This is a genomic window from Aeromonas sp. S18(2024), from assembly GCF_041402525.1.
GTDB lineage: Bacteria > Pseudomonadota > Gammaproteobacteria > Enterobacterales > Aeromonadaceae > Aeromonas > Aeromonas enteropelogenes.
This window is the reverse complement of sequence record NZ_JBGLQV010000001.1, coordinates 279,716-305,144: the sequence shown is the minus strand read 5'-3', so window position 1 is coordinate 305,144 and position 25,429 is coordinate 279,716. Positions and strand designations below refer to the sequence as shown.

Annotated in this window: 22 protein-coding genes; 12 read left to right on the top strand and 10 right to left on the bottom strand. The window is 59.4% G+C overall.

The features are described 5' to 3' along the window. Positions 1-60: 60 nt before the first annotated feature. The 5 genes from ACB034_RS01330 to yejK all read right to left on the bottom strand — a co-directional run bounded on the left by ACB034_RS01330 (position 61) and on the right by yejK (position 6,522). On the bottom strand, positions 61-1,197 hold the full coding sequence (locus ACB034_RS01330) for an ABC transporter ATP-binding protein (RefSeq protein ID WP_371171873.1): 1,137 nt from the start codon (positions 1,195-1,197) through the stop codon (positions 61-63). A gap of 69 nt (positions 1,198-1,266) precedes the next feature. Then, positions 1,267-2,157, bottom strand: coding sequence for a maltose ABC transporter permease MalG (gene malG / locus ACB034_RS01325; RefSeq protein WP_005299600.1), 891 nt, complete (start codon positions 2,155-2,157; stop codon positions 1,267-1,269). 12 nt (positions 2,158-2,169) lie between these two features. Beyond that, a complete protein-coding gene (gene malF, locus ACB034_RS01320; protein WP_371171872.1) occupies positions 2,170-3,822 on the bottom strand; it encodes a maltose ABC transporter permease MalF in 1,653 nt (550 codons plus the stop codon). A 72-nt stretch (positions 3,823-3,894) separates the two neighbouring features. Then, positions 3,895-5,076, bottom strand: a complete 1,182-nt coding sequence (gene malE / locus ACB034_RS01315; protein WP_042024923.1) for a maltose/maltodextrin ABC transporter substrate-binding protein MalE — start codon at positions 5,074-5,076, stop codon at positions 3,895-3,897. 396 nt (positions 5,077-5,472) lie between these two features. Next, positions 5,473-6,522, bottom strand: coding sequence for a nucleoid-associated protein YejK (yejK, locus tag ACB034_RS01310; protein WP_042024924.1), 1,050 nt, complete (start codon positions 6,520-6,522; stop codon positions 5,473-5,475). A 73-nt stretch (positions 6,523-6,595) separates the two neighbouring features. Between yejK and ACB034_RS01305 the strand changes: the two genes are divergently transcribed. Then, positions 6,596-6,823, top strand: coding sequence for a YejL family protein (locus ACB034_RS01305; protein WP_005344699.1), 228 nt, complete (start codon positions 6,596-6,598; stop codon positions 6,821-6,823). Positions 6,824-6,870: 47 nt separating this feature from the next. After that, the gene (locus ACB034_RS01300) at positions 6,871-8,727 is read left to right on the top strand and encodes a DUF3413 domain-containing protein (RefSeq protein WP_042069726.1); all 1,857 of its coding nucleotides are present in this window, start codon (positions 6,871-6,873) and stop codon (positions 8,725-8,727) included. A 62-nt stretch (positions 8,728-8,789) separates the two neighbouring features. Here the strand turns inward: ACB034_RS01300 and ACB034_RS01295 are convergent, their stop codons facing one another. Beyond that, positions 8,790-9,605: a MetQ/NlpA family ABC transporter substrate-binding protein gene (locus ACB034_RS01295; RefSeq protein WP_026457612.1), complete on the bottom strand. Its 816-nt coding sequence runs from the start codon at positions 9,603-9,605 to the stop codon at positions 8,790-8,792. A 312-nt stretch (positions 9,606-9,917) separates the two neighbouring features. Between ACB034_RS01295 and ACB034_RS01290 the strand changes: the two genes are divergently transcribed. The 4 genes from ACB034_RS01290 to ACB034_RS01275 all read left to right on the top strand — a co-directional run bounded on the left by ACB034_RS01290 (position 9,918) and on the right by ACB034_RS01275 (position 13,330). Beyond that, positions 9,918-10,469 carry an isochorismatase family protein gene (locus ACB034_RS01290; protein WP_371172062.1) on the top strand — a complete coding sequence of 184 codons (552 nt, stop codon included), beginning with the start codon at positions 9,918-9,920 and terminating at the stop codon, positions 10,467-10,469. Between the two features lie 6 nt (positions 10,470-10,475). Next, positions 10,476-10,658: a hypothetical protein gene (locus tag ACB034_RS01285; protein WP_371171871.1), complete on the top strand. Its 183-nt coding sequence runs from the start codon at positions 10,476-10,478 to the stop codon at positions 10,656-10,658. 315 nt (positions 10,659-10,973) lie between these two features. After that, positions 10,974-12,851: a S8 family serine peptidase gene (locus ACB034_RS01280; RefSeq protein ID WP_371171870.1), complete on the top strand. Its 1,878-nt coding sequence runs from the start codon at positions 10,974-10,976 to the stop codon at positions 12,849-12,851. 17 nt (positions 12,852-12,868) lie between these two features. After that, positions 12,869-13,330, top strand: a complete 462-nt coding sequence (locus ACB034_RS01275) for a hypothetical protein (RefSeq protein WP_201941140.1) — start codon at positions 12,869-12,871, stop codon at positions 13,328-13,330. Between the two features lie 80 nt (positions 13,331-13,410). Here the strand turns inward: ACB034_RS01275 and ppsA are convergent, their stop codons facing one another. Beyond that, positions 13,411-15,789, bottom strand: coding sequence for a phosphoenolpyruvate synthase (gene ppsA / locus ACB034_RS01270; RefSeq protein ID WP_371171869.1), 2,379 nt, complete (start codon positions 15,787-15,789; stop codon positions 13,411-13,413). Positions 15,790-16,108: 319 nt separating this feature from the next. On the opposite strand from ppsA, the gene ACB034_RS01265 reads away from it, so the two are divergent. Continuing rightward, entirely contained in the window at positions 16,109-16,921 is an 813-nt protein-coding gene (locus ACB034_RS01265; RefSeq protein WP_026456094.1) for a pyruvate, water dikinase regulatory protein, read from the top strand. 167 nt (positions 16,922-17,088) lie between these two features. Here ACB034_RS01265 and ACB034_RS01260 read toward each other — a convergent pair whose 3' ends face one another. Then, a complete protein-coding gene (locus tag ACB034_RS01260) occupies positions 17,089-17,406 on the bottom strand; it encodes a hypothetical protein (protein WP_371171868.1) in 318 nt (105 codons plus the stop codon). Positions 17,407-17,431: 25 nt separating this feature from the next. Here ACB034_RS01260 and ACB034_RS01255 point away from each other — a divergent pair, with 25 nt between their 5' ends. Together ACB034_RS01255 and ACB034_RS01250 are read left to right on the top strand one after the other, a co-directional pair. After that, the gene (locus tag ACB034_RS01255) at positions 17,432-17,707 is read left to right on the top strand and encodes a hypothetical protein (protein ID WP_371171867.1); all 276 of its coding nucleotides are present in this window, start codon (positions 17,432-17,434) and stop codon (positions 17,705-17,707) included. Between the two features lie 41 nt (positions 17,708-17,748). After that, the gene (locus ACB034_RS01250) at positions 17,749-19,131 is read left to right on the top strand and encodes an amino acid permease (RefSeq protein ID WP_371171866.1); all 1,383 of its coding nucleotides are present in this window, start codon (positions 17,749-17,751) and stop codon (positions 19,129-19,131) included. Positions 19,132-19,234: 103 nt separating this feature from the next. Here the strand turns inward: ACB034_RS01250 and ACB034_RS01245 are convergent, their stop codons facing one another. Continuing rightward, positions 19,235-20,572 (bottom strand): MFS transporter, encoded by a 1,338-nt coding sequence (locus tag ACB034_RS01245; RefSeq protein ID WP_371171865.1) that lies wholly within the window; start codon positions 20,570-20,572, stop codon positions 19,235-19,237. 184 nt (positions 20,573-20,756) lie between these two features. On the opposite strand from ACB034_RS01245, the gene ACB034_RS01240 reads away from it, so the two are divergent. Both ACB034_RS01240 and ACB034_RS01235 read left to right on the top strand, forming a co-directional pair. After that, positions 20,757-22,088, top strand: a complete 1,332-nt coding sequence (locus ACB034_RS01240) for an ATP-binding protein (protein WP_371171864.1) — start codon at positions 20,757-20,759, stop codon at positions 22,086-22,088. A 92-nt stretch (positions 22,089-22,180) separates the two neighbouring features. Further along, on the top strand, positions 22,181-22,426 hold the full coding sequence (locus tag ACB034_RS01235; RefSeq protein ID WP_042024934.1) for a hypothetical protein: 246 nt from the start codon (positions 22,181-22,183) through the stop codon (positions 22,424-22,426). A 110-nt stretch (positions 22,427-22,536) separates the two neighbouring features. On the opposite strand, the gene ACB034_RS01230 is transcribed toward ACB034_RS01235, so the two are convergent. Beyond that, positions 22,537-23,286: a class I SAM-dependent methyltransferase gene (locus tag ACB034_RS01230; RefSeq protein WP_371171863.1), complete on the bottom strand. Its 750-nt coding sequence runs from the start codon at positions 23,284-23,286 to the stop codon at positions 22,537-22,539. 519 nt (positions 23,287-23,805) lie between these two features. Between ACB034_RS01230 and ACB034_RS01225 the strand changes: the two genes are divergently transcribed. Next, positions 23,806-25,347, top strand: a complete 1,542-nt coding sequence (locus ACB034_RS01225; RefSeq protein ID WP_371172061.1) for an arylsulfatase — start codon at positions 23,806-23,808, stop codon at positions 25,345-25,347. Positions 25,348-25,429: the final 82 nt, after the last annotated feature.

Here is a 25,429-nt window from a genome sequence, read left to right as displayed (position 1 = left end):
AGCCGGTCTTGCGACCGGCAAAAAGGCATTGAAGATAAGGAAAACCTGCACCAGTACCCGTCAGGTACGGATGTATTTGGCGGTACGGGGGAACGCCTGCTCCTTGGTATCGAACAGATAGCAGGCCTCAGCCGGGATCCCCACGCTGTAGGTCTGACCGGCCGCCACGTCCACGTCCGAGGTGGTCTTGACGGTGAAGTCGTGACCATCCACATCCATATAGACGAAGGACTCCGCCCCCAGGTGTTCAGCCACCTGCACCACACCACTCACGCGGCTGTCGGCATGGGCGTGCTCCAGCGGCACCAGGTGTTCCGGGCGAATACCCAGCTCCACCTTGTCACCAACCGCGCCGCGACGGGCATCGACCCGCACCCGCACGTTGTCGCCAGAGCTCAGCTTGACCAGGCACTCCTGCTCACCAATTTCCACCAGCTCGCCCGCCAGGAAGTTCATCTTGGGGGAGCCGATGAAGCCTGCCACGAACTTGTTGTCCGGGTTGTGGTAGAGATCGAGCGGAGAACCGAACTGCTCCAGGTTGGTGGCCGCCTCGCCCTTGAGCGGGCTCAGCACCACTATCTTGTCGGCCAGGGTCATGGCTTCCACCTGATCGTGGGTCACGTAGATGATGGTGGAGTTGAGCTCCTTGTGCAGCTTGGCGATCTCGATGCGCATCTTGACCCGCAGGGCGGCGTCGAGGTTGGAGAGCGGCTCGTCAAACAGGAACACCTGGGGCTGCTGCACAATGGAACGACCGATGGCCACCCGCTGGCGCTGACCGCCGGAGAGGGCCTTGGGCTTGCGCTCGAGCAGCGGCTCGAGACCGAGGATCTCGGCGGCACGCATCACCCGCTTGTGGATGTTCTCCTTGTCCATCTTCTTGAGCTTGAGGCCGAAGGCCATGTTCTCGTAGATGTTCATGTGCGGGTAGAGGGCGTAGGACTGGAATACCATGCCCACGTTGCGCTCTACCGGCGGCACGTCGTTCATGTAGCGACCGCCGATGGTCAGCTCGCCGCTGGTGATGTCTTCCAGACCCGCGATCATTCGCAGCAGGGTGGATTTGCCGCAGCCGGAGGGGCCGACGAAGACGATGAACTCCCCTTCCTTGATGGAGAGGTTGATATTGCGCAGGGTGTCCTTGTGAACAGCCGGATCGTAATTTTTGCGAACGTTGTTGAGTACTACTTCAGCCATGTCGAGCTCCGCTCTTGAATCTTTGCAAATCGTGATGGCGGGGGGAGCCAGCTCCCCCGGCCACAAGCCTTAACCTTTGACGCCACCGGCAGTGAGACCACCCACCAGCCAGCGCTGGGCGAGCAGGAAGACGACCGTGATGGGGAAACCGGACAGCACGGCGGCTGCGGCGAAGTCACCCCACAGGTAGTTCTGCGGATAGAGGTACTGCTGGGCCCCGACCGCCAGGGTCAGATTGTTCACATCCTGCAGCAGGATGGAGGCCATGGGTACCTCGGTGATGGAACCGATGAAAGCCAGGATGAACACCACCGCCAGGATGGGCACCGACAGGGGCAGCAGGATCAGGCGGAACGCCTGCCACGGGGTGGCACCGTCGATGGCCGCCGCCTCTTCCAGCGATGAGTCGATGGTCTCGAAGTAGCCCTTGATGGTCCAGACGTGCAGGGCTATGCCCCCCATGTAGGCCAGGATCAGGCCGCCGTGGGTGTTGAGACCCAGCCAGGGGATGTAGTCACCAATCTTGTTGAACAGCGCATAGATGGCCACCAGTGCCAGCACCGCCGGGAACATCTGGAAGATCAGCATGCCTTGCAGGATGGTGGACTTGCCACGAAAACGCAGACGGGCAAAGGCGTAGGCACAAGTGGTGGAGAGCACCACTATCATCAGGGCGGTGATGCCCGCGATCTTGATGGAGTTCCACAACCAGGTCAGCACCGGGAACGGCGGCGGCGTGATGCTGCCGTCGGCGTTGGTGATGGACATGCCGAGCGCCAGCTTCCAGTGATCCAGGGTCGGGTTGGAGGGGATGATCTCCCCTACCGCGAAGTTGCCGTTTCTAAACGAGATGGCGATGACCATGATCAGCGGGAAGATGATCAGTGCCAGGAAGCCCCACATCACCAGGTGGGTTGCCCACACCCGGTATTTAACTGATTTGGGTTGTACGATTGCCATGTTGAAGCCTCCTTACAGTTGCTTGTCGGCTTTGGACAATTTCAGGTTGAGCAAGGCCAGCGCACCCACGATGAGGAAGATGGCGGTGGCGATGGCACTGGCCAGACCGTAGTCCTGACCACCCGAGCCCTGGAACGCGATCCGGTAGGTGTAGCTCACCAGCAGGTCGGTGGTACCGGCCGGGGTGCTGGCGCCAATGATGTCCGGCGCGCCGTTGGTCAACAACTGGATGAGCACGAAGTTGTTGAAGTTGAACGCGAACGAGGCAATCAACAGGGGCGTCAGCGGCTTCATCAACAGCGGTACCGTGATCTTGAAGAAGTTCTGCACCGGACCGGCACCGTCCATGGCGGACGCCTCATAGAGATCTTCCGGAATGGCTTTGAGCAGGCCCATGCAGAGGATCATCATGTAGGGGTAGCCAAGCCAGGTGTTGACGATGAGGATCATCACCTTGGCCAGGAAGGGGTTGGTGTACCAGTCCGGCTTGATGCCGAAGGCCGCTTCCAGGAACATGTTAATCTCGCCGAAGTTCTGGTTGAACAACCCCTTGAACACCAGGATGGAGATAAACGCCGGGATGGCATAGGGCAGGATCAGCATGACCCGGTAAAAGCCGCGCCCCTTGAGGGACTCCCACTGCACCAGGCAGGCCAGCACCATGCCGATGGCCAGGGTGAAGGCGACGGAGCAGGTAGAGAAGATCACGGTCCAGACGAAGATCTGCAGGAACGGCGCCTGGATGCCCGGGTCGGTCACGATGCGGGCAAAGTTCTTCCAGCCCACGCTAACCACAAAACCGGGGGCGATGCCCTTGCCGACGAACTGACCCTGCTCGTCGATGTATTGATAGAAGCCGGTGTCACCGTTGGGCAGCATCAGCTCGCCGGTCTGGTTGTCGCGCAGCAGGTTGCTGTCCTTGATCACCACCCCGGACTTGAGCACGGCCCCATCCATCAGCCGGGTGTATTGCGGCTTCTGGGCGGCAAACTTGCGCAGGCTGCTCAGGGTCAGGTGCGTGCCGTCGTCCGGCAGTACCAGATCCAGCCCGCTCAGGTGAGTACGATGCTCGACGATGACGCGAATGGGTGCGGACTTGCGCTCGGTCTCGGCGGTTGCCACCTGCAACTCGACCAGTTGCGGGGCCGCCTGTGCCCGTCCCTCGCGCACCGCCAGCTCGCGGGCCTTGTTGTTCATCAGGGAGAGAGGTTGGCTGACAAAGGTCTGTTCACCCTGGTTCAGCAGCAGCTGGAACTGGCCGTTGTCGGCTTCCAGCAGGGTAAAATCGAATTCACCACCCGCCACCTTGTAGGATTTCTTGAGATGATAATCCCGCGCCTGCTCTACCGAGAGCAAATTGGAGCCTGAATAGTTGGTGAAGGCGATGCCAATCGTGTAGGCAAGAGGGAAGATGATAAATACAACCATGCCCGCCACACCCGGAAAGATGTAACGATGGGCATAGGTCTTCTTGTTCATGAAGACATACAGGCCGGCGGATACCACCACCAGATCCAGCAACGCGAATACCCACTCGCCACTGGCATACATCATCACGGCTGCGTAGCCGTTGAGGATGGCAACCAGGGCCGCTATGGTCCACTTGAGCCAGACGTGCTTATCCTTCGGACCGGCATAGGACTCAACAGAAGGTACTACTTCCATGCCAATTAACCTTTATAACGCCAAGAGAGAGGAGAAAGTGGGAGGCCCGAAGACCTCCCGGGTAGTGCGAACTTACTGGACGATACGCTTGGCAGCGGTATCGAGGGCTTCATCAACACCTTGACGGCCGGAGGTCACGTTCTTGAGGGCAGTTTCAAAGGAGGACCAGAAACGGCTCATCTCGGGCACGGACGGCATCGGCTCACCAGCTTGGGCGTTTTGCATGGTCGCCTTGATGTGCGGATCGGATTCCAGGGTCTTCTGGAAGGATTTCAGGGCCACGGCACCCAGCGGCTTGTCGGCGTTCATCGGCGCCAGACCGGCATCGGTCAGCAGGTAGTTCTCGAGGAACTCGATGGCCAGGTCCTTGTTCGGGCTGGCGGCGTTGATGGTGGCACCCAGCACGCCAACGAAGGCCTTGGCCGGCTTGCCATTCAGGGTCGGCAACGGGGCGACGCCGTACTTGATGCCGCTTTTGTCCAGGTTGCTCCAGGCCCAGGGACCATTGATCATCATGGCCACTTCGCCCTTGTTGAACTTGGCATCCATCACGCCGTAGTCGATGCCCTTCTCCAGGTGACCGGACTTGATCATCTCGGAGATGTAGCCCACGCCCATCTTGGCGCCCGCGTTGTTCACGCCGGTGTCTTTCACGTCATAACCGGTGGCGGTTTTCTTGAAGGCGTAACCACCATTGGCGGCTACCAGCGGATAGCTGAAGTAGGGGGTGTCATAGGCCCACATGATGGCGCGCTTGCCATCCTTCTTCAGGGTTTCGTCAATCTTGGCGATCTCTTCGAAGGTCTTGGGCGGCTCGGGCAGCAGATCCTTGTTATAAATCAGGCTGACCGCTTCCATGGCAACCGGGTAACCGTAGGTCTTGCCATCGACGGTCATGGCATCCCATGCCAGTTGTTCAAACTTGGCCTTGGTGTCGGCATTGGGGGTCACGGGCACCAGCAGACCGGCTTTGACCCACTCACCGTAACGGTCGTGAGCCCAGAAGAAGATGTCCGGGCCGTTGCCAGTGGCTGCGGCTTGCTGGAATTTCACTTCAACCTGATCCGGGTGGGCCACAGTCACCTTGATGCCGGTTTCTGCTTCAAACTTCTTACCCACTTCAGCCAGGCCGTTGTATCCCTTGTCACCGTTGATCCAGATGGTCAGCTGGCCTTCGTCGATGGCAGCAGTGGCAGAGCAGGCGACACCAAGAGTGGCCAGACCGATCAGGGATGACAGCAATTTCTTTTTCATGAGCCTTTCCTTGTATTAGTTCCGCGCTGTAAGAGCATTTGTGTGCGAGATGAATATTATCCCAAGCGGCAAACGGCTCACATGACGCAACTCGCATTTTTGAAATGCAATTACGTATTTCCTTCCAGAAAGTTTTGAAAACATTTTCTTAAATCGCGGTAATAACCGATTTTATCGGCTTATTTCGCAACCATCGCAGAAATATAATTACCATTATGAAATTTTATTACTTCACTGAAAGGGTTTTCACTTGAATGAAAACCCTTTCAGGCAATCGATTCTGTTTTATCTGTTAACAAAGCACCGCCCCGGTTTCGTCCTGCGCCACGGACGCCATAAAAAAGGGACCCCGCCGAAGCGGGGTCCCTTTTTGCCAAATATGACGACCGGATCACATTACGACTGGCGCAGCAGCTGATCCTTGAGGTTGGGCGGCACCCCCTTGATGGTGAGGGTGTCGGTGTCCGGATCGTAAAAAATGCGGCTATTCAGCAGCTTCTGCTCGAAGCTCAGAGTCAGACCGCCGCCGGATCCGACAAATTTGGTCAGACCGCGCAGGGTGGAACGATCGGCAGGGAAACGCTCTTCCAGCTCATACTCCTGACCGATAAAGCTGTAAAAATCGAGGTCACCGTCGCCGGGCAATTCTGCGGACAACTCCTTGATTTCGATCTCTTCACCGGCGCTGGCCTGCTCGGTGCAATATTTGAAAACCTGCTTTTTGTAATCATTGCGCTCGGCCGGTTCGAGCTGGCGACTGTCACAATAATCTTCGACCGCTTGCAGCAGGCCTTTATTCTGGATCTTGGCATCCATCCCTTCACGGGCACCCAGCAAATCCATAAAGAAGTCGCCAAGTTTGCGGCCTATGCGTCCCTTGCTGAAGGTAATATAACGGCGCGAATCGGGTTGGGTTTTCCACTCGGTGAGATCGATGCGGGCCACCAGATTGAGTTTGCCGATATCCAGATACTGGATATGACGCAATTCCAGCGCCTCGCTGACGGTGACGCTCTCCTTGCCTTCCAGCAGCGCGATCAGCAGATAATCGACGCCAACGTAGTTGTATTTGGCAAACAGCAGCACCCCCTGTTCATCCAGGGCATGCTCCACCAGCTGCTTGACCAGCATCTGGGTCACGGTGACCGAGAAGGGGACAAATTCCGTCTGCTCGTCGAGCAGCTGTTCGAGGGCGATACGAAACGCGGGAGAGGGTTGCTTGGGGGCTTCTTCGCCGTCAGCCAGTTCGGCGACGGCCTCCTCGGGGTCGGCAAAAAAGCCAAAGCCCTTGCCACCCTTGCCGTTGTAGATGCGATGCAATTCCGCCATCAGCCCTTGTACCGCCTCGTCGGGGGGCAGGGTCTGGCTGCGGGTATCGGCGTAAGGTTGACCATCGCCGCCCTGGCGCAGGGAGTGAAGTATGATCTTGTCGATATCGAGACTCATGTCACAAAGCCATAGTGTTAGCCGAAAGGGTGAAGTATTATAAGGCGCTTTGAACCGAGATGAACTGAAGATTATGCCCATCGTATCAAAGTACAATAACGAGCAGTTTGACGCCCTGATGAACGACCTGATCACCGCGCTGGAAAAGCACAAGGCGCCGGTGGATCTCAGCCTCATGGTGCTTGGCAACCTGACCACCAATATCATCAACGGCATGGCACCGGCCCAGCGCCAGGCCATCACCGAGAAGTTTGTCCAGGCCCTGACCGCATCGGTCGACAATCGCCACGACACACACTGAGTCCCCGACTCCGTTGATTTGACGTTTCTCTACGCAGATGGATCACTATGGTCGAAACCGGTAACCCCTATCGTGATAATGTCTCTCGCCTGATCACCTGGGGGCATTGGTTCTCCTTCTTCAACATCATCCTGGCCATGCTGATCGCCACCCGCTATCTGGGTGCCATCAGTTGGCCATCGACCACGCTCGGCGTGATCTACCTTGTTGTGAGCTGGATTGGCCACTTCTCTTTCCTGAGCTTCGTCACCTATTTGTTGACGATTTTTCCGCTCACCTTCCTCTTGCCCAAAGAGAAATCCCTGCGCTTTATTTCGGCCATCGTCGCCACCCTGGCGCTGGTGCTGCTGCTTATCGACACCCAGGTATTCAGGCTGTTCAAGTTCCACCTGAATGCCCAGGTGTGGCAACTGCTGCTGGATCAGGCCCAGACCGAGGAGGGCTCTATCTGGAGCATCATCTTCGTCGCAGTGCCCACCATCTTCCTGTTGCAGTTGCTGCTGTCAGCCTACGTCTGGCGCAAGATCAACAAGCGCAAGCGCCGTCAGTACGGCAATCAGGTGGGATTGGCCCTGCTGGTCTGCTTCATCCTGACCCATCTGGTCAACAGCTGGGCGGATGCCACCCTGTATCAGCCCATCACCATGCAACGGGCCAACTTCCCCCTCTCCTACCCCATGACGGCTCGCTCCTTCCTGGCCAAGCATGGCTGGCTGGATCTGGATCAGTACGAGAAGAAGCAGGCTGCGTCGGAGAACAACAGTGGCAGCGACAGCCGGATGCACTATCCCCTGCGCCCGCTCAACGTCAACGCTCCCAGCAGCCACAACAACCTGCTGGTGGTGGTGGTCGACTCCCTGCGCTTTGACATGCTGAACAACATCAACATGCCCAACCTGCAGCGTTATGCCTCCCGGAATTTGACGTTCCGCAATCACTTAAGCAGCGGCAACGACGCACTGATGGGCATGTTCGGCCTCTTCTACGGTCTGCCCGGCCACTACTACCAGGACATCAGCAGCGAGAAGCGGCCCCCCGTGCTGTTCGACGAGATGCTGCGTCAGGACTACCAGTTCGGTCTGTTTGGCGCGATGGAAGATGCCCAGAAGTATCGCCAGAGCATTCTGGCCGGCCTGCGCAAACAGGTATTCGTCTCCGAAGAGCTCGACGACGGCAAGCTGCTGTCCGACTGGCAGGGCTGGCTCGAGAAGCGCACACCGGAGCGCCCCTGGTTCTCGCTGGTCTATCTGTCGAGCCCGGGCGACTACCAGTTGCCGGCGACCATGAAGGGGCCATTCCAGCCGGAGCTGACCAACTTCAACCCGGCCACCGCCTATCGGGCCGAGAACCTGCAAAAGCTCGAAAACCGCTACAAGAACTCGGTCTTCTATACCGACCAGCTGCTGGAGCAGATGCTGACCCAGCTGCAACAGCAGGGCATGAGCGACAACACCATAGTCGTCATCACCTCGGATCATGGCCAGGAGTTCAACGACACCCGCAGCAACAGCTGGGGAGCCGGCACCAACTATTCCCCCTATCAGGTGCAGGTGCCCTTCGTGCTGGCCTGGCCCGGTCGCGACAGCCAGGTGATGTCACAACCCAGCAGCCATCTCGATCTGGTACCGACCCTGATGCAGGGCATGCTGGGGGTGCGCAACCCGGCGCGGGACTACAGCATAGGTCGCAGCCTGTTTGATACCAGCCCGCGCCCCTGGCTGCTGGCGGGCGATCAGAACGACTTTGCCATCTATCAGGACAACACCATCACCCACTTCAACAAGCAGGGTGACTTCGAGCTGCTGGAGCAAAAGAGCTATCGTCCCATCAAGCACGGCAACCCGGACATGGGAGCCATGATCCAGGTGATGAACGAGCTGAACCGCTTCTATCGCCACCCCTGATGGCCGGACATGAAAACGCCCCGCATGCGGGGCGTTTTTTATTGTCTGTCGCCATCCCGGTATTAACCGCCCCACCCCTGCGGGTACTTGTAACCCGCGAAGCGCTTGGCCGCATAGGCCTTGAATTCGGGGGAGTTGTAGGCTGCCGCCACGTCTTTGGCAAACGGCTTGTCCGCATCGGCACTCTTCACCACTACCCAGTTGATAAAGTCGTAGCTGCGCTCAAGGAACAAGCCCTCGCTGAACGGGATGCCGCTGGAGGCGGCGAAGTTGCCGTTGATGACGGAAAAATCCACGTCTTCCCGTGAACGGGGCAGCTGGGCCGCCTCCAGCAACACCAGCTTGATGTCGTGGGGGTTGTCCACTACATCGAACTCACTCGCCTTGAGCGGATTGATCCCCTCCTTGAGCGTGAGCCAGCCCAAGTCCTGCAGCATCAGCAGCGCCCGCGCCTGGTTGGTGGGATCGTTGGGAATGGCCACAGAACTCCCCTCACCCACCTCGGCCAGCTGCCCCTTCTTGCCGGAATAGAGGCCCATGGGGCCGGTCGGCACCTGGGTGATGGGGGCGAGCGAAAGCCCCCGATCCTTGGCAAAGCTCTCCAGATAGGGTTTGTGCTGGAAGCAGTTCACATCGAGCGAACCATCGGCCAGAGCAATATTGGGAGTCACATAGTCGGTGAACTCAACCAGTTTGACCCGGTAGCCCTTGGCCTCCAGCTGCGGCTTGATGGAATCGGTCACCATGTCGGCAAAATCCCCCACGGTCGTGCCGATCACTATCTCTTTCTTGGCCGGATCGGCGGCGAGGACGGAAAACGGCAGGCTGCTGGCGAGCAGCGCCAGTGCGGAAAGTTTGAAGAAGGAACGGCGTTGCATAGGGACTCCTTGTCAAAACGATCATCAAGAGGGTGGCCAGAGGTGCAATCCGGGACGATAAACGACACGACCATAACCATCCAACCATCCAGCCATCCAAACGGCTGTTTTATCACAATAACAGAGCCCCTTCCCTTCGCCAAGCGGCAAAACAGGGCAGACTGGAAAATGAGGGTCAGCTGTCCTTCATGACACAAATAAAGGATTCATAGAGAGCTTAAATCGGAGGTGATTCCGGTATAGTCAAACATTCTGAGGGCGTGCCTCTTTGGCGCAATCGGCCCGAGAAAACCGCTGCAAGGAGAGCAAATGATGGGAATACAGCCGCTGACGGTGGCCACGACCGGCCTGCTGGTCGTCGATATTCAGGGCAAGCTGGCGCGCCTGGTCGAGGGGAGCAAGGCCCTTATCACCAATACGCAGCGCCTGGTGCAAGGGGCCAGAGCGCTGGGATTGCCGGTTGTCTGGCTGGAGCAAAATCCGGACAAACTGGGGGCCACTGTGCCCGAGTTGCAAGGGTTGCAGGCAGATGACCTTGTGCTCACCAAATTCAGCTTCGGTGCCCTGGGTGAGCCGACCGTGGCCGCCGCCCTCACCCAGACCGGAGTCAACCACTGGTTGGTGTGCGGCATCGAGGCTCATATCTGCGTCTATCAGACGGTACTTGGGCTGCTGGCAAGCGGCAGCGAGGTCTCGCTGGTGGTAGATGCGGTCTCCTCACGCACTCCCGCCAACCGGGAGCTGGCCATCGGCAAACTTGCAGCCCAAGGGGCCGAGCTTACCTCGGTGGAGATGTGCCTCTACGAACTGCTGGGAAATTGCCGCCATCCGGCGTTTCGTCAGGTGCTGGCACTCGTGAGGTAAGGCGCCATGATGGACAACATGGCCCCCTTCATCTATCTGCTGGTAGCCGGCTGGGTGGCGGCAACGATCAGCGTCATCGGCATGGCGGCGACCCGCCGCTATCTGTGCTGGAGCCTGATAGGCCTCGCCCTGTTCACCGCCCTGTTCTGGCTATTGGCGGGTTTCCCTGTGACCGAGCTCGCCATCTGACCACCTGCTGCTTGCCCTACCCTATGGCTCTCATACCGGCTCCTGTTGCGACAAGGCCGGTCCACTCCCCGCTACTCATCCCACCCGATATGGCGCTCGCAAAGCGTTTAAAAAACAAAAAAATCAATAAAGGCAAATGAGAAATGCTCTCAATAAATCACAAAAAGAGCGCCAATGGAATACCCACCACAAACCAGATCGGATTTCTTTGAAGCTAGTCAGAGTTCCTTAAAGAGAGTCTTTTGACTCGCTTCATCCCGTGTATAGATTCCATTCGCACCCAGGAAGGTGCGATCCTAGATGGAGTTAAAAATAATGAAGCAAACATCGTTAGCACTGGCGATCACAGCACTGCTGTCGACCCTGCCAGTCGCACTCGTTCAGGCAAATGAAAACTGTGCCCCGCTCACCGGCAAGGAGAGTGGCGTGGATACCGCCCGCAATAGCGCAATGCGTTGCCTGCCGGGCAGCAATCCCCTGCAAGACCAGCAGTGGCACCTGCTCAACAGCGGCCAGGATGCCTTCAGCGCCCGCGGCGGCGTGGCTGGTAACGACCTCAACCTCTGGTGGGCACACCGCACCGGTGTGCTGGGACAGGGGATCAATGTGGCCGTAGTGGATGACGGCCTGGCCATTGCCCACCCTGATCTGGCCGACAACGTGCGGCCGGGCTCCAAAAACGTGGTCACCGGCAGCAGCGATCCCACTCCGACGGATCCCGACAGCGCCCACGGCACCTCGGTAGCCGGTCTCATCGCTGCGGCAGATAACGCCGTCGGTACCAAAGGCGTCGCGCCCCAGGCCCAGTTGCAGGGGTTCAACCTGCTCGACAACGACAGCCGGCAGTTGCAGAAGGACTGGCTCTATGCCCTTGGCGACAGCCAGGCCAGCCGTGACAACCGGGTCTTCAACCAGAGCTACGGCATGAGTCTGGTCGACCCGCAAGAGTCCACCGATCTGGATCAGGCCCAGCTCGATCGCCTGTTCGAGCAGCAAACTCTCAAGGCAGAAGGCGCGGCCTATATCAAGGCGGCGGGCAACGGCTTCAAGCGCATCGGCGCCGGCAACTATGCCCTCTCCCGCACTGGCAATGGCCCTCTCCTGCCCTTCGAGAACAGCAATATCGATCCCGCCAACAGCAACTTCTGGAACCTGGTGGTCAGCGCCCTCAATGCCGATGGCAAGCGCTCCTCCTACTCCAGCGTCGGCAGCAACGTCTTCCTGAGCGCCCCCGGGGGAGAATATGGCACCGATACGCCGGCCATGGTCACCACGGATCTGCCCGGGTGCGACATGGGTTACAACCGCAATGATGCTCCCAGCGCCAACCGGCTGCACGGCAACCTGCAACTGGATGCGCGCTGCGACTACAACGGCGTGATGAACGGTACCTCCTCGGCAACCCCCAACACCTCGGGCTCGGTAGCGCTGCTGATGTCCGCCTATCCGGATCTGTCGGTGCGGGACCTGCGGGATCTGCTGGCCCGCAGCGCCACCCGGGTCGATGCCGCACATCCGGCGGTACAGATGAGCTACACCAGCCGCGCAGGCAGTGCCCGCACGGTCACCGCATTGGAAGGGTGGGAGCGCAACGCCGCCGGCATGTGGTTCAGCCCGACTTACGGTTTTGGTCTGATCGATGTCAACAAGGCTCTGGCGCGCGCCGCCAACCACAACCCGCTGCCGCCGCTGGTGCAACTGCCCTGGCAGAAGGTCTCCCCGAGCGACAGCAGGGCAGCAGCCATTCCTGACGTCGGGGCTGCCCCGACCCGCTCGGCCATCCAGATCGAGCAGGCGTTGACGGTGGAAGCGGTACAGGTCATGGTCAACCTGGATCACCAGCGCCTGCCTGATCTGCTGATCGAGCTGGTCTCTCCGTCCGGAACCCGCAGCGTGCTGCTCAACCCCTACAACAGCCTGGTGGGTCAGTCCCTCGACCGGCAGCAGCTGGGTTATGTTCGCACCAGGGGATTGCGTAACATGCGCCTGCTCTCCCACAAGTTCTATGGCGAGCCGGCTCAGGGAGAGTGGCGACTGGAGGTGACCGACATCGCCAACGGCACTCGTCAGGTTTCACTGCTTGATCGCCGAACCAACACCCGCAGCACCCTGACCGAACGCAACAACAGCCAGCCGGGCAAGCTCATCGACTGGTCTCTGCGCGTACTGGGCCATGACGCGCCCCGCGCCTGATTACAGAGGAATCATCCATGAAACAGACCATGATCACCCTTGCCCTCGCCAGCCTGCTGGCAACGGCCACCACCTATGCCAGTGCCGAGGAGTCAGTGACCATAGACGGCAAGCAATATCGCACCATAGAGGTCAATGGTCAGACCTACCTGACCCCTGATGATGGCAGCAAGAAGCGGGTCACCCGCAGTCTGGACGGCAAGGTGCCGCAGCAGACCCTGCGCCGGGGCGATGCCCTGCTGCAGGGCGTTGCCAGCCCGGAGCTGACCGTCAGCGGCACCCTGCTGGTGGAAGCCGATGACAGTCAGGCCAAGGCGATCGCAAGCCGCCACGGCCTGCAATTCAAGCAAAGCAGCGGCGGCATTGCCCTGCTGGAGGCCAAGCCGAGCACGGATCTCAACGCCATCGCCACCCGGCTCAAAGAGGAAGGGGTGAAGGTGCAGATTGAGCTGTCCGGAACAGAGCAACAGCCCAAATAAGCACGTCGGCAGCCTGGCTGCCGCCCGTAAAAACCAAGGGGGCCATCAGGCCCCCTTGTCATTGCTGCACGCTTGCAGACTTACTTGCCGCCGTGCTGCTCGGCCAGATAGAGCCAGGTATCGACCACGGTATCGGGGTTCAGCGACACCGAATCGATCCCCTGCTCCACCAGCCAGGCGGCAAAGTCGGCGTGATCAGACGGCCCCTGGCCGCAGATCCCCACATACTTGCCGGCCTTGCGGGCAGCCTGGATGGCCATGGCCAGCAACGCCTTGACCGCTTCGTTGCGCTCGTCGAACAGGTGGGCGATCAGGCCCGAGTCCCTGTCAAGTCCAAGGGTCAGCTGGGTCATGTCGTTGGAGCCGATGGAGAAGCCATCGACGTGCTCGAGGAACTTGTCGGCCAGGAGAGCGTTGCTCGGGATCTCGCACATCATGATCACCTTGAGCCCCCGCTCGCCGCGGCGCAGGCCATTTTCAGCCAGGATGTCGATCACCTGCTCCGCCTCACCCACGGTGCGAACAAAGGGGATCATCACCTCGACGTTGGTCAGCCCCATGACGTCGCGCACCCGCTTGATCGCCTCGCACTCGAGGGCGAAGCAGGGGCGGAAGCTGTCGGCGATGTAACGGGACGCACCACGGAAACCGATCATGGGGTTCTCTTCATGAGGCTCGTAGTCACGACCGCCCACCAGGTTGGCGTACTCGTTGGACTTGAAGTCCGACATCCGCACGATCACCCGCTCCGGCCAGAAAGCGGCGCCCAGGGTGGCGATGCCTTCGGTCAGCTTGGCGACGTAGAACTCGCGCGGGCTCTCGTAGCCGGCGATCATCTTGGCTATGGTGGCCTGAAGCTCGGGGCTTTGCTGATCAAACTCCAGCAAGGCTTTGGGGTGCACGCCGATCATCCGGTTGATGATGAACTCGAGGCGGGCCAGCCCCACACCGGCGTTTGGCAGTTGAGCGAAGTCAAAGGCTCTGTCCGGATTGCCCACGTTCATCATGATCTTGATGGGCAGGCGCGGCATGTTGCCTACCTCGGTCACCGCCACGTCAAAGTCGAGCTCGCCGTCGTAGATGAAGCCGGTATCCCCTTCCGCACAGGAGACGGTGATGAGCTGGCCATCCTTGATGTGATCGGTGGCGTTGCCACAACCCACCACAGCCGGAATGCCCAGCTCGCGGGCGATGATGGCGGCGTGGCAGGTGCGCCCGCCCCGGTTGGTGACGATGGCGGAGGCCCGCTTCATGATGGGCTCCCAGTCCGGATCCGTCATGTCGGTGACCAGCACGTCGCCGGGCTGCACCTCATCCATCTGGCTGATGGAAGAAATGACCCGCGCCGGACCCGCCCCTATCTTGTGGCCGATGGCACGCCCTTCGATCAGCACCTTGCCGGATTGTTTGAGAGCAAAACGTTCGAGCGTGTTGGCCTCCTGGCGGCTGCGCACGGTTTCCGGGCGCGCCTGGACGATGTAGAGCTTGCCATCCTGACCATCCTTGGCCCACTCGATATCCATCGGGCGGCCGTAGTGCTGCTCGATGATGAGGGCTTGTTTCGCCAGATCCATCACCTCTTCGTCGGTGATGCAGAAACGGCTGCGCTCTGTATCCACGGTATCGACGATCTTCACCTGACGGCCGTGACCGGCATCGTCGGAGTAGGTCATCTTGATAAGCTTGGAGCCCAGGGTCTTGCGCACCACGGCGGGACGCCCACCCTTGAGGGTCGGCTTGTGCACATAGAACTCGTCAGGGTTGACGGCACCCTGCACCACCATCTCGCCAAGGCCGTGAGCCCCAGTGATGAAGACCACGTCGTTGAAGCCGGATTCAGTATCCAGGGTGAACATGACGCCGGAGGCAGCGAGATCCGAGCGCACCATGCGCTGTACCCCGGCCGAGAGCGCCACGCCCTTGTGGTCATAGCCCTGATGCACCCGGTAGGAGATGGCGCGATCGTTGAACAGTGACGCAAACACATGCTTGACGGCCGTCATGACGGCGTCGATGCCGCGCACGTTGAGGAAGGTCTCCTGCTGGCCGGCAAAGGAGGCATCCGGCATGTCCTCGGCGGTGGCCGATGATCGCACCGCAAAGGAGGCCTCGACACCTGCACTCAACTTCTCGTAGGCAACCCGGATCGCCTGCTCCAGCTCGGGCTGGAACGGGGCGTCGATCACCCAGTCGCGGATCTGCTGACCGGCCCGGTTGAGGGCGGCGATGTCGTCCACATTCAGGGCGTCGAGCAGATCGTGGATCTTGTCGTTGAGGCCGCTTGACTCCAGAAACTCGTTAAACGCATAGGCGGTGGTGGCAAAGCCTCCCGGCACGGATACACCGGCGCCAGAGAGGTTGCTGATCATCTCGCCAAGGGATGCGTTCTTGCCGCCAACTCGTTCTACATCTTGCATTCCGAGTTGCTCGTACCAGAGTACGTACTGTTGCACTTGCATGTCTCCAGGTTGGTGGGCTCGGGAGTCAGAGCTCCCTGTCCCCTGATTTATGTACGTGAGTTTTGTGCGTTATTGTCTGTTTGTGCTTTTGCCAACGACCAAGAAAACGTTTTCTACTTATTGTCAAAAAAATCCCCACGCAAGATTTGGGGATGGCCGAATGACACAGACATTCTACAATGCCAACACAAAAAGGTAACGACTCAGGTTTGCAAGCCACTTCACAACTTAGGCACAGCAGACCGGTTGACAAAATTGATATAGTTTCGAGAGATACTTCCTTCTCGCCACCATGCCAATCCACACCACAGGAGCCCCCGTGCACACCGTATTCTATGTTTCCGACGGCACCGCCATCACAGCTGAAGTGTTCGGCCACGCCGTGCTGAGCCAGTTTCCGCTGGCGTTTGAACAGATTACCATCCCCTTCGTGGAGACTCTGGAAAAGGCGAGGCAGGTACGGGCCCGCATCGACGAACAGTTCCGCCAGACCGGGGTGCGCCCGATCCTGTTCCACACCATCGTCGACCCGCAAGTACGGGAAGAGGTGCTCAAAGCGGAGGCCTGCGGTCACGATTTTCTCAACACCTTCGTGAGTCCGCTGGAGCAGGAGCTGGGGGTCAAGGCCGAGCCCAGGCTCCATCGCACCCATGGCATGGAGAACCGCAAACTCTATGACGATCGCATCGAGGCAGTGAACTTCGCCCTGGCCAACGATGACGGCATCACCACCCGGGAGTACGACGAGGCGGACATCATACTGATCGGGGTGTCACGTTGCGGCAAAACCCCCACCAGCCTCTATCTCGCGCTGCAGTTTGGCATCCGCGCCGCCAACTACCCCTTCATCGAACAGGACATGGGCTCCCTGGATCTGCCCACCGCCCTCAAGGCCAATCGCCACAAGCTGTTCGGCCTCACCATCGCCCCCCAGCGGCTGCACGAGATCCGCAACCAGCGCCGCGCCAACAGCCGTTACTCTTCACTGGAACAGTGCGAGCAGGAGCTGGCAAGCGTGGAGCGACTGTTTCGCCGGGAGGCGATCCGCTTTCTCGATACCAGTTCCCACTCGGTGGAGGAGATCAGCGCCAAGATCCTGGAGGCAACCGGCCTGCGCCGCCACCTCTGTTAAGCCAGCTTGACAGCTATCGCTGAGGATAATGACAAAATCCGGAGTCAGCCCTTGCCAGCCAAGGCATGGCTAGCCATCACAGTGACCATTGATGCGACGGATACAACGAGGGGCAAGCACATCAAGGCGCTTGCCCCTCCTCTTTCCCATCTGACCAAACGCGCCGTTTAGTGGTGGCGATTGAGCTCAGGGTTATTCATCAGGCGAGCATAGCAGGCCAGCAAGCCGTCATTTTGGCGTACCCGCTCGGCCAGCCAGCAACCGGCCACTCCCCCGATCAGCCCCCCTACCTGCAGAAGCCGTGGCCAGTGCTGCAGCAACCCTTCATCTCCCAACCAGCCCCAACCGGCCAGGATGGCGATCGCCATCGTCAGGAGCAGTGGGCAGGCCGCCATGGCCAACCAGAGCGCCAGTAGCACGCCCTTGGCCACCCCCTGTTGTACCAGACCCCCTTTATCCGCCCCTTCAGCCAGCTTGTGCATCATTTGCATCCCTTTCTCAGTAAAAGCAATGAAAAATCACTATCAAAAAATCATGTCAACAAAATTCAATTCGATTGCTTATTTTTCACCCAACCACCAACTAAAAGCTTGTTCAACTCATAAAAAAGCTGGCTATCGTGCAAAACACCACCGTTCAACATGGAAAACAGGTGCATTTATGGCGGATTATCACTATTCTGCTTGCGTTGCCAGCCAGCATGAAAAATCACAAAACGCATGGCGTAACGAAATAAATACAGCCTTCGTCAGGTTTTGGCTACGCATAGCGGCCTGCTCAGGATGAGCCCAACACCGACAGAGACAATTGAGAGATAAGGACAGACCATGGATTTGAAACAAGACGGCGAGGAGCTGAAACGCGGCCTTAAAAACCGCCACATTCAGTTGATTGCATTGGGCGGCGCCATCGGCACCGGCCTGTTTCTCGGCATCGCCGACACCATCAAGATGGCGGGCCCTTCGGTGCTGCTGGGCTATGCCATCGGCGGCTTCATTGCGTTTCTCATCATGCGCCAGCTTGGCGAGATGGTGGTGGAAGAGCCGGTTGCCGGCTCGTTCAGCCACTTTGCCTACAAGTACTGGGGTGACTTCGCCGGCTTTGCCTCCGGCTGGAACTACTGGGTGCTCTACGTGCTGGTGAGCATGGCCGAGCTGACCGCAGTGGGTATCTATGTCCAGTACTGGTGGCCCGAGATCCCGACCTGGATGTCGGCCGCCTTCTTCTTCGTGCTGATCAACGCCATCAACCTCTCCAACGTCAAGGCGTTCGGCGAGATGGAATTCTGGTTTGCCATCATCAAGGTGGTCGCCATTCTCGGCATGATCGGGTTTGGCGGCTGGATGCTGCTCTCCGGCAGCGGCGGCCCCGAGGCCACGGTCAGCAACCTCTGGGCCCAGGGCGGCTTCTTCCCCAACGGCGTGGGCGGGCTGGTGATAGCCATGGCCTTCATCATGTTCTCCTTCGGCGGCCTGGAGCTGGTCGGCATCACGGCGGCAGAAGCCGACAACCCGGAGAAGAGCATCCCCAGAGCCACCAACCAGGTGATCTACCGCATCCTCATCTTCTACATCGGTGCCCTGGCCGTACTGCTCTCCCTCTATCCCTGGGGCAAGGTGGTGGAAGGCGGCAGCCCGTTCGTGATGATCTTCCACGCCCTGGACAGCAACCTGGTGGCCAACGTGCTGAACCTGGTGGTACTGACCGCCGCGCTCTCCGTCTACAACAGCTGTGTCTACTGCAACAGCCGCATGCTGTTTGGCCTGGCCAAGCAGGGTAACGGTCCCAAGGCGCTGCTCAAGACCAACAAGAGCGGAGTTCCCCTGACCGCCATCTCCATCTCGGCCGCCGCCACCCTGTTGTGCGTGCTGATCAACTACCTGATCCCGGGCAAGGCCTTCGGTCTGCTGATGTCTCTGGTGGTCTCCGCCCTGGTCATCAACTGGGCCATGATCAGCCTGGCTCACCTTAAGTTCCGCAAGGTCAAGGCCGCCGAAGGGGTGACTACCAAGTTCAAGGCTCTGTGGAGCCCGTTTGGCAACTACCTCTGCCTCGCCTTCATGGCCGCCATCCTGGTGATCATGTATTTGAACGAGGGCACCCGCATCTCGGTCGAGCTGATCCCCGTGTGGCTGGTGGTGCTGGGGGTGGGTTTTGCCATCAAGCGCAAGAGCCAGGCCCAGAGCAAGGCCGTCGCCGAGCCCGGCTAACCTCGGGCAATACAAAACAAGAAAAACGCCGATCAGATGATCGGCGTTTTTTATTGTCTGGTAAGACTCGTTGACCATGGCAAATGGCCAGACGGGGAAGTGGCTAGGCCCCCTCTCTGGCCCCCCCAGTGTTGCCGGAAGTCAGGTCGGGAGTGTTCTCGGGAGCCGTGTCAAGGGGAGCATCAGGAGTGGCATAGGAGGTAGGCACCGCCTCCCCCGCCAGATCGGTTCTGGGTTCCAGCTCGGCGGTCATGGGGGTATTGGGCGGCACAGGGATAAACACCTGATGCTCGTCCAGCGGAATGGGCGCCCGCTGCCGCTTGCGCCAGCCAAGGTAAGTGGCGAGCAGCGCCCCGCACAGGGCAAAGTAGAGGAACAGTCCCTCTGGCCCGAACGGGCGCATCAGGAGCGGCGCCAGCAGCGGGCCTATCATGGCCCCCATGCTGTAGGCGAGCAGCAACCCCTGGTTGGCCCCCAGCACCTGATCCGGATGCAATTCGTCACAGGCGTGGCTGAGGCTCAGGGGATAGATGGAAAACGCCATGCCGCCGAGCAGGAACACCAGGGCCCCCGCGATCGGCTCGCGCCAGCTGGCGGGCAGCGCCACCATCAAGAGGGCAAGCAGGGTCAGCACGCTGCACAGCAGCAGGATCACCAGTCGCCGGTCGAAGCGGTCGGACATGCGGCCAATGGGGTACTGCAGGCACATGCCCCCCAGGATCACCAGCGCCATCATATCCGCCACCCGGGAAAGGGAGGCTCCGGTATCGGCAAAATAGAGGGGCAGCAAGCCATAGATAGCCCCCAAAATAAGGCCTGAGGTAAAACTGCTGCCCATCCCCGCCGGGGTGAGGCGCACCAGCTCGCGCACCCCGACCGGCTGCGGCGCCACCATGGCGGGCATGGCCACCCGCGAGATGGCGAGCGGCACCACCGACAGGGTGGCGGCCATGGCGCACAGGGCAAAGGGAGTGAGCACCATAGGATCGATCCATTTGAGCAACAATTGCCCCATGGCAAGGGATCCGTAGAGCAGGATCATGTAGAGGGACATCAACCGCCCCCGGTTGGCGGGGGTACTCGAGACCAGCATCCAGGACTCCAGCACCACGAACAGGCCGCCGGTGGCAAATCCCCCCACCAGACGCATCGCCGCCCAGCTGATGGGTTCGACCACCATGCCGTGCAACAGGAACAGAAAGCAGAGCAGGGAGGCATAGGCCGCATAGGCCCGGATATGCCCCACCCGGATGATGAGGCGGGCGTTGACGAAAGCCCCCAGCACCAGGCCACCGAAATAGGCGGCCGACACCAGGCCGATGGCCTGGGCCGAGACATCCTCGGCCGACAGGCGCACCGTCAACAGGGTGTTGAACATGCCGTGCCCCAGGATGAAGATCACCAGACTGGTCAGGGGGGACAACAATCGTCTGAGGGTCATGGGCACTCCAGTATGATGAATAAGGGTGGCGAATAATTCGGCGAAAGGATCATGGTACCGTTTGCTTCCGGTTCGCTTCAACCCTGCGGCGTTTGCCAAACCATGGCGCGCACGGCCTGAACCGGACAACTAGAATGGGAAATAGAGTCCGCTCACCATAGTCCCAGCAAACAGGAACGCCTTCATGTCTGCGAGCATCGCCAAGTACCCGATCGCCCCCGAGTTCGAGATCCCGGACTCCCTGCGTCTCTCCTGGCAAAAAACCATCAATCTGATGGCTGAGCTGTTTCACGTGCCGGCCGGGCTCATCATGCGGGTACATCCCAACGAGATCGAAGTCTTCATCACCAGCCAGACGCCGGACAACTGCTACCCTGCCGGCGCACGTGAGCACCTCGACTCCGGGCTCTATTGCGAACGGGTCATGGATACCCGCCAGGAGCTCCTCGTTCCCAATGCCCTCAAGGATCCCGAATGGGATCACAATCCGGACATCAAGCTCGGCATGATCTCCTACTGCGGTCTGCCGCTCTGCTGGCCCGATGGTCGGATCTTCGGCACCATCTGCGTGCTGAGCCGGGAGGAGAACGACTACGGCGGTCTCTACCGGCAACTGCTCTGGCAATTTCGTGACTCGGTGCAGCAGAGCATGCATACCCTCTACGACAATATTCGTCTTCATGAGACGCAGGAAGATCTCGAACAGCACAAGGCGCAGTTGACCCAAACCCTCGACAGCCTGAAAAAGACCCAGGAAGAACTGATCCACACCGAAACCCTGGCGGCACTGGGGGCCATGGTGGCCGGTATCTCTCACGAGCTGAACACCCCCATCGGCAATGCCCTGATCGCCACCACGGCCCTGCAGGAGAGAACGCGACAACTGGCCGCCCAGTTGGGGGCACAGACGATCCGCCGCGCCACTCTGGAAGAGTTTATCCAGGCCACCCAGGAGATGAGCGAGCTGGCGCTGCAGGCCATCACCCAATCAGCCAAGCTGGTCAAGAGCTTCAAACAAGTGGCCATCGATCAGACTTCGGAGAGCCGGCGTAGCTTCGAACTCAAGCGCCTCATCGACGACAACCTGGCCAACCTCAAGGCCGGACAGGGCTATGACCGTGTGATCATGCAAAATACCGTCGGTGAGGGACTTCTCTGTGACACCTACCCGGGCCCCCTGAGCCAGGTCCTGCTTAACCTCGTTCACAACGCCGCCGTGCATGGCATAGGGAGCAGGCAGGATGGGCGAATAGTGATCAGCGCCTATCAGGACAAGGAGACCATCTGTCTGGAGGTGCTGGACAACGGTCAGGGCATGGCCCCCAACGTACTGGCCCACATCTTCGATCCCTTCTTTACCACCACCCTGGGCAAGGGTGGCTCGGGGCTGGGGTTATCCATCTGCCGCCGCATCGCCACCTCGGTACTGGGAGGCTGCCTGACGGTACGTTCGGCCCCGGGAGAGGGCAGTTGCTTTACCCTGACCTTCCCGCGCATGGCTCCGGGTCGCCTGTGACGGCACTCCTGTGCCGTCTATCCAAAACACGGGCCTTCGTTGCGCCCTGACGACGTCTATTCTTGCAGATGTCCCCCAGCGAGGTAATCAAGATGAAATCACTCCTGTTTGTATTCACCCTGCTCTTTGCCGGCGGCGCGCTCGCCTTTCACTGCCCTGCCGACATGAAGAAGATTGACGATGCCCTGGCCAGAGCCCCCGACCTCAGTGCCGAGCAATTGGCACAGGTGAAAAAGCTGCGCGCCGAAGGGGAGTCTCTGCACCAGGCGGGCAAGCATCAGGAATCCGTCGATGCGCTGGCCAAAGCCATGGCTCTCTTGGAGATAGAGAACCACTGACGCGTGCCCACTCCCCGGGGCAACAGATGGCAACAGAGCCCTCTCCGGCCACGGTGAGGGCTCTGCTATTAATGGCACCCTTGACATAAATGCCCTGCCAACCCATAGCGTCAGACTCGGCCGCTGTAGACCAGGGTGCTGTAATTGAAGGCAATCCGGCCATCTTGCTCCCAGCGCGCAAACTCGCGGCGGATCAGTGCCGTCAACTGCTCATAAGCCGACGTGCCGATAGCGGGGGCATAGGAAGAGGAGTTGAGCCGACCCAGCACCCCATCCAGATCGAAATACTGGCAGTTGTCGAACCGGCTGAGCCGATAGCCCTCCTCGAAGAAGGCGGCAAAGTCATCCTCCCCCAGGTTGCGATGATTGACCTCCTCATAGTCGCCGGAATAGGTGCGCAGCCCGTCCTCGTAGGCCTTGAGAAACTCGGTATTCGTCAGCCTGTCATTCCAGATAAGCGCCACTCTGCCACCTGGCTTCAGCAGGCGGCGACACTCGGCCTTGAAGGCCGGGCGATTGAACCAGTGGAACGCTTGGGCGACCGTGACGAGATCCACACCCCCATCCGGCAGGCCGGTTGCCTCGGCCCGACCATCATGACAGACGACATTGGGAACCTCGGCCAGCAGCTGCTGCGCCGCCGCACGCATATCCGGATTGGGTTCAACGGCCAAAACCTGACGCACCCTGGGGGACAGCTGCGCCGTCAGTATGCCGGTACCCGCCCCGATGTCGGCAACCAGAGTCTCTGACCCCATAGCCAGCTCATCGGACAGAAAATCCAGCATGGCTGACGGGTAGCCGGGGCGGTATTTCACATAGGCTTCGACGCGGGCTGAAAATCGTTCGGTATTGTCCATCCATCACTCCTCATTATGCTGTCACACAATAACGTTCCTGCAACTGCCAGCCAGGCCCTCCATACGCTCAGGCTTCAAGGCCAACAACGACGTTCACGGCCTTGGCGAGTCGAATCGCGGCGGGCCAGAGTCTGCGTATTTATTCATGGCACTGGCGCCAGCCTATCAATATGACCAGATTGACCTGTTGTTGAGCCGGCATAAAGAGAGGCTCCCTCCCCTTTGGCCTCATCAGACGTTCATACCATGACCTGAACAGAAGTCATGTTTGAATATTCCTCATGAGAGCCCCATCACACTCTTCATATTTCGCAACTGACACTCTGGTTATTAGTCAGTGTCTGCGTAATAAGCTGGGCGTGGCGTGTCATTGTTCACATGGGTACAGTATCTTGGTGTACCGGACTCAATGTGCTGCTGTGTAATGGATGTACAGGCCGTTCGGCTGATGATGAGGTTTCTTTTGAACCTAGATGGAGCGACAACATGAAATTGGGAAAAATATCTGCGGCAGTGAGCATGATCCTCTCCGCCGGTGTCATGGCAAAAACGGATAAACCGAATATTCTGGTCATCTTTGGTGATGACGTCGGCTGGCAGAACGTCAGCGCCTATGGCATGGGCACCATGGGTTACACCACCCCCAATATCGACCGGATCGCCAACGAAGGCATCAAGTTCACCGATCACTACGCGCAGCCGAGTTCGACGGCGGGCCGCGCCGCCTTCCTGACCGGCCAGTACCCCATTCGCTCCGGCATGACGACGGTTGCCATGCCCGGTGGTGCGCTGGGTCTGAAGAAAGAGTCCCCGTCTCTGGCCGAAGTGCTCAAAGCCGTTGGCTACAAGACCGGCCAGTTTGGCAAGAACCACCTGGGGGATCACAACTTTGCCCTGCCGACCGTCCATGGCTTCGACGAATTCTTCGGTAACCTCTATCACCTCAATACCCAAGAAGAACACGAGCAACGGGATTACCAGAATTTTGCCAAGAAGTACTCTGGCTCGGTGGAGGCGTACAGCAAGAAGTTCGGTACCCGCGGCGTCCTGCACTGCTACGCCACCGAGACCGAAGACAAGACGGTCGACCCGCGTTTCGGTGAAGTCGGCAAACAGAAATGTACCGATACCGGCCCGCTGGGCCAGGAGCGGATGAAGGACTTCGACCGCGCCGAGATGATCCCGGCCGCCCTCAAGTTCATCGACAACTCGCTCAAAGAAGACAAGCCCTTCTTTACCTGGGTCAATACCAGCCGCATGCACCTCTATACCCGTCTCAACGACAAGTGGCGCTATGCTGCCGAGCAGTACACCAGTGAATACGACTACCATGGTAGCGGCATGATGCAGCACGACAGCGACATCGGCTATCTGCTCGACGAACTGGAAAAGCGGGGTCTGAAAGAGAACACCATCGTCATCTATACCACCGACAATGGTCCGGAACACTCCTCCTGGCCTTATGGCGCCACCACGCCATTCCGCGGCGAGAAGATGACCACCTATGAAGGGGGCGTCCGGGTGCCCATGATGGCACGCTGGCCGGCACAGATCCCGGCGGGTGGCGTACTCAATGGCATCCAGGGTCACCAGGATCTCTTTACCACCCTGGCAGCGGCGGCTGGCGTTCCTGACGTCAGCAAGAAGATGATGGACGAGAAGAAACAGTACATAGATGGCGTCAACAACCTCGCCTACTGGGAAGGCAAGAGCAAGGAGTCGGCTCGCGACTCCATCTTCTACTACTTCGAGGACAAGCTCTCGGCGGTGCGGGTCGGCCCCTGGAAGTTCCACTTCGCGGTGGCAGAGAACTACTATGACAACCTCACCCCGCTCTCCAAGCCCAAGCTCTACAACCTGAGAGCCGATCCGTTCGAGAGTTACGACTCCATCGATGCCAACGGCCACCTGGTGCAGAAGATGTCCTGGATGCTGGCACCGGTCAGCGAGATGGTCGGCGAGCACGTCAACACCCTGGTCAAGTATCCGCCGGTTCAGGGGAGCACCACCTTCGACATGGCCAAGGTCATTCAGGAAGCCATGCAGAAAACCCAGCAGTAAACGATACGGCGGAGGGCTATCCCTCCGCCATCTTCATCCCGCAGGCTGACACCTTTCCCTTTCGTCAGGTTTTCATCCCGTA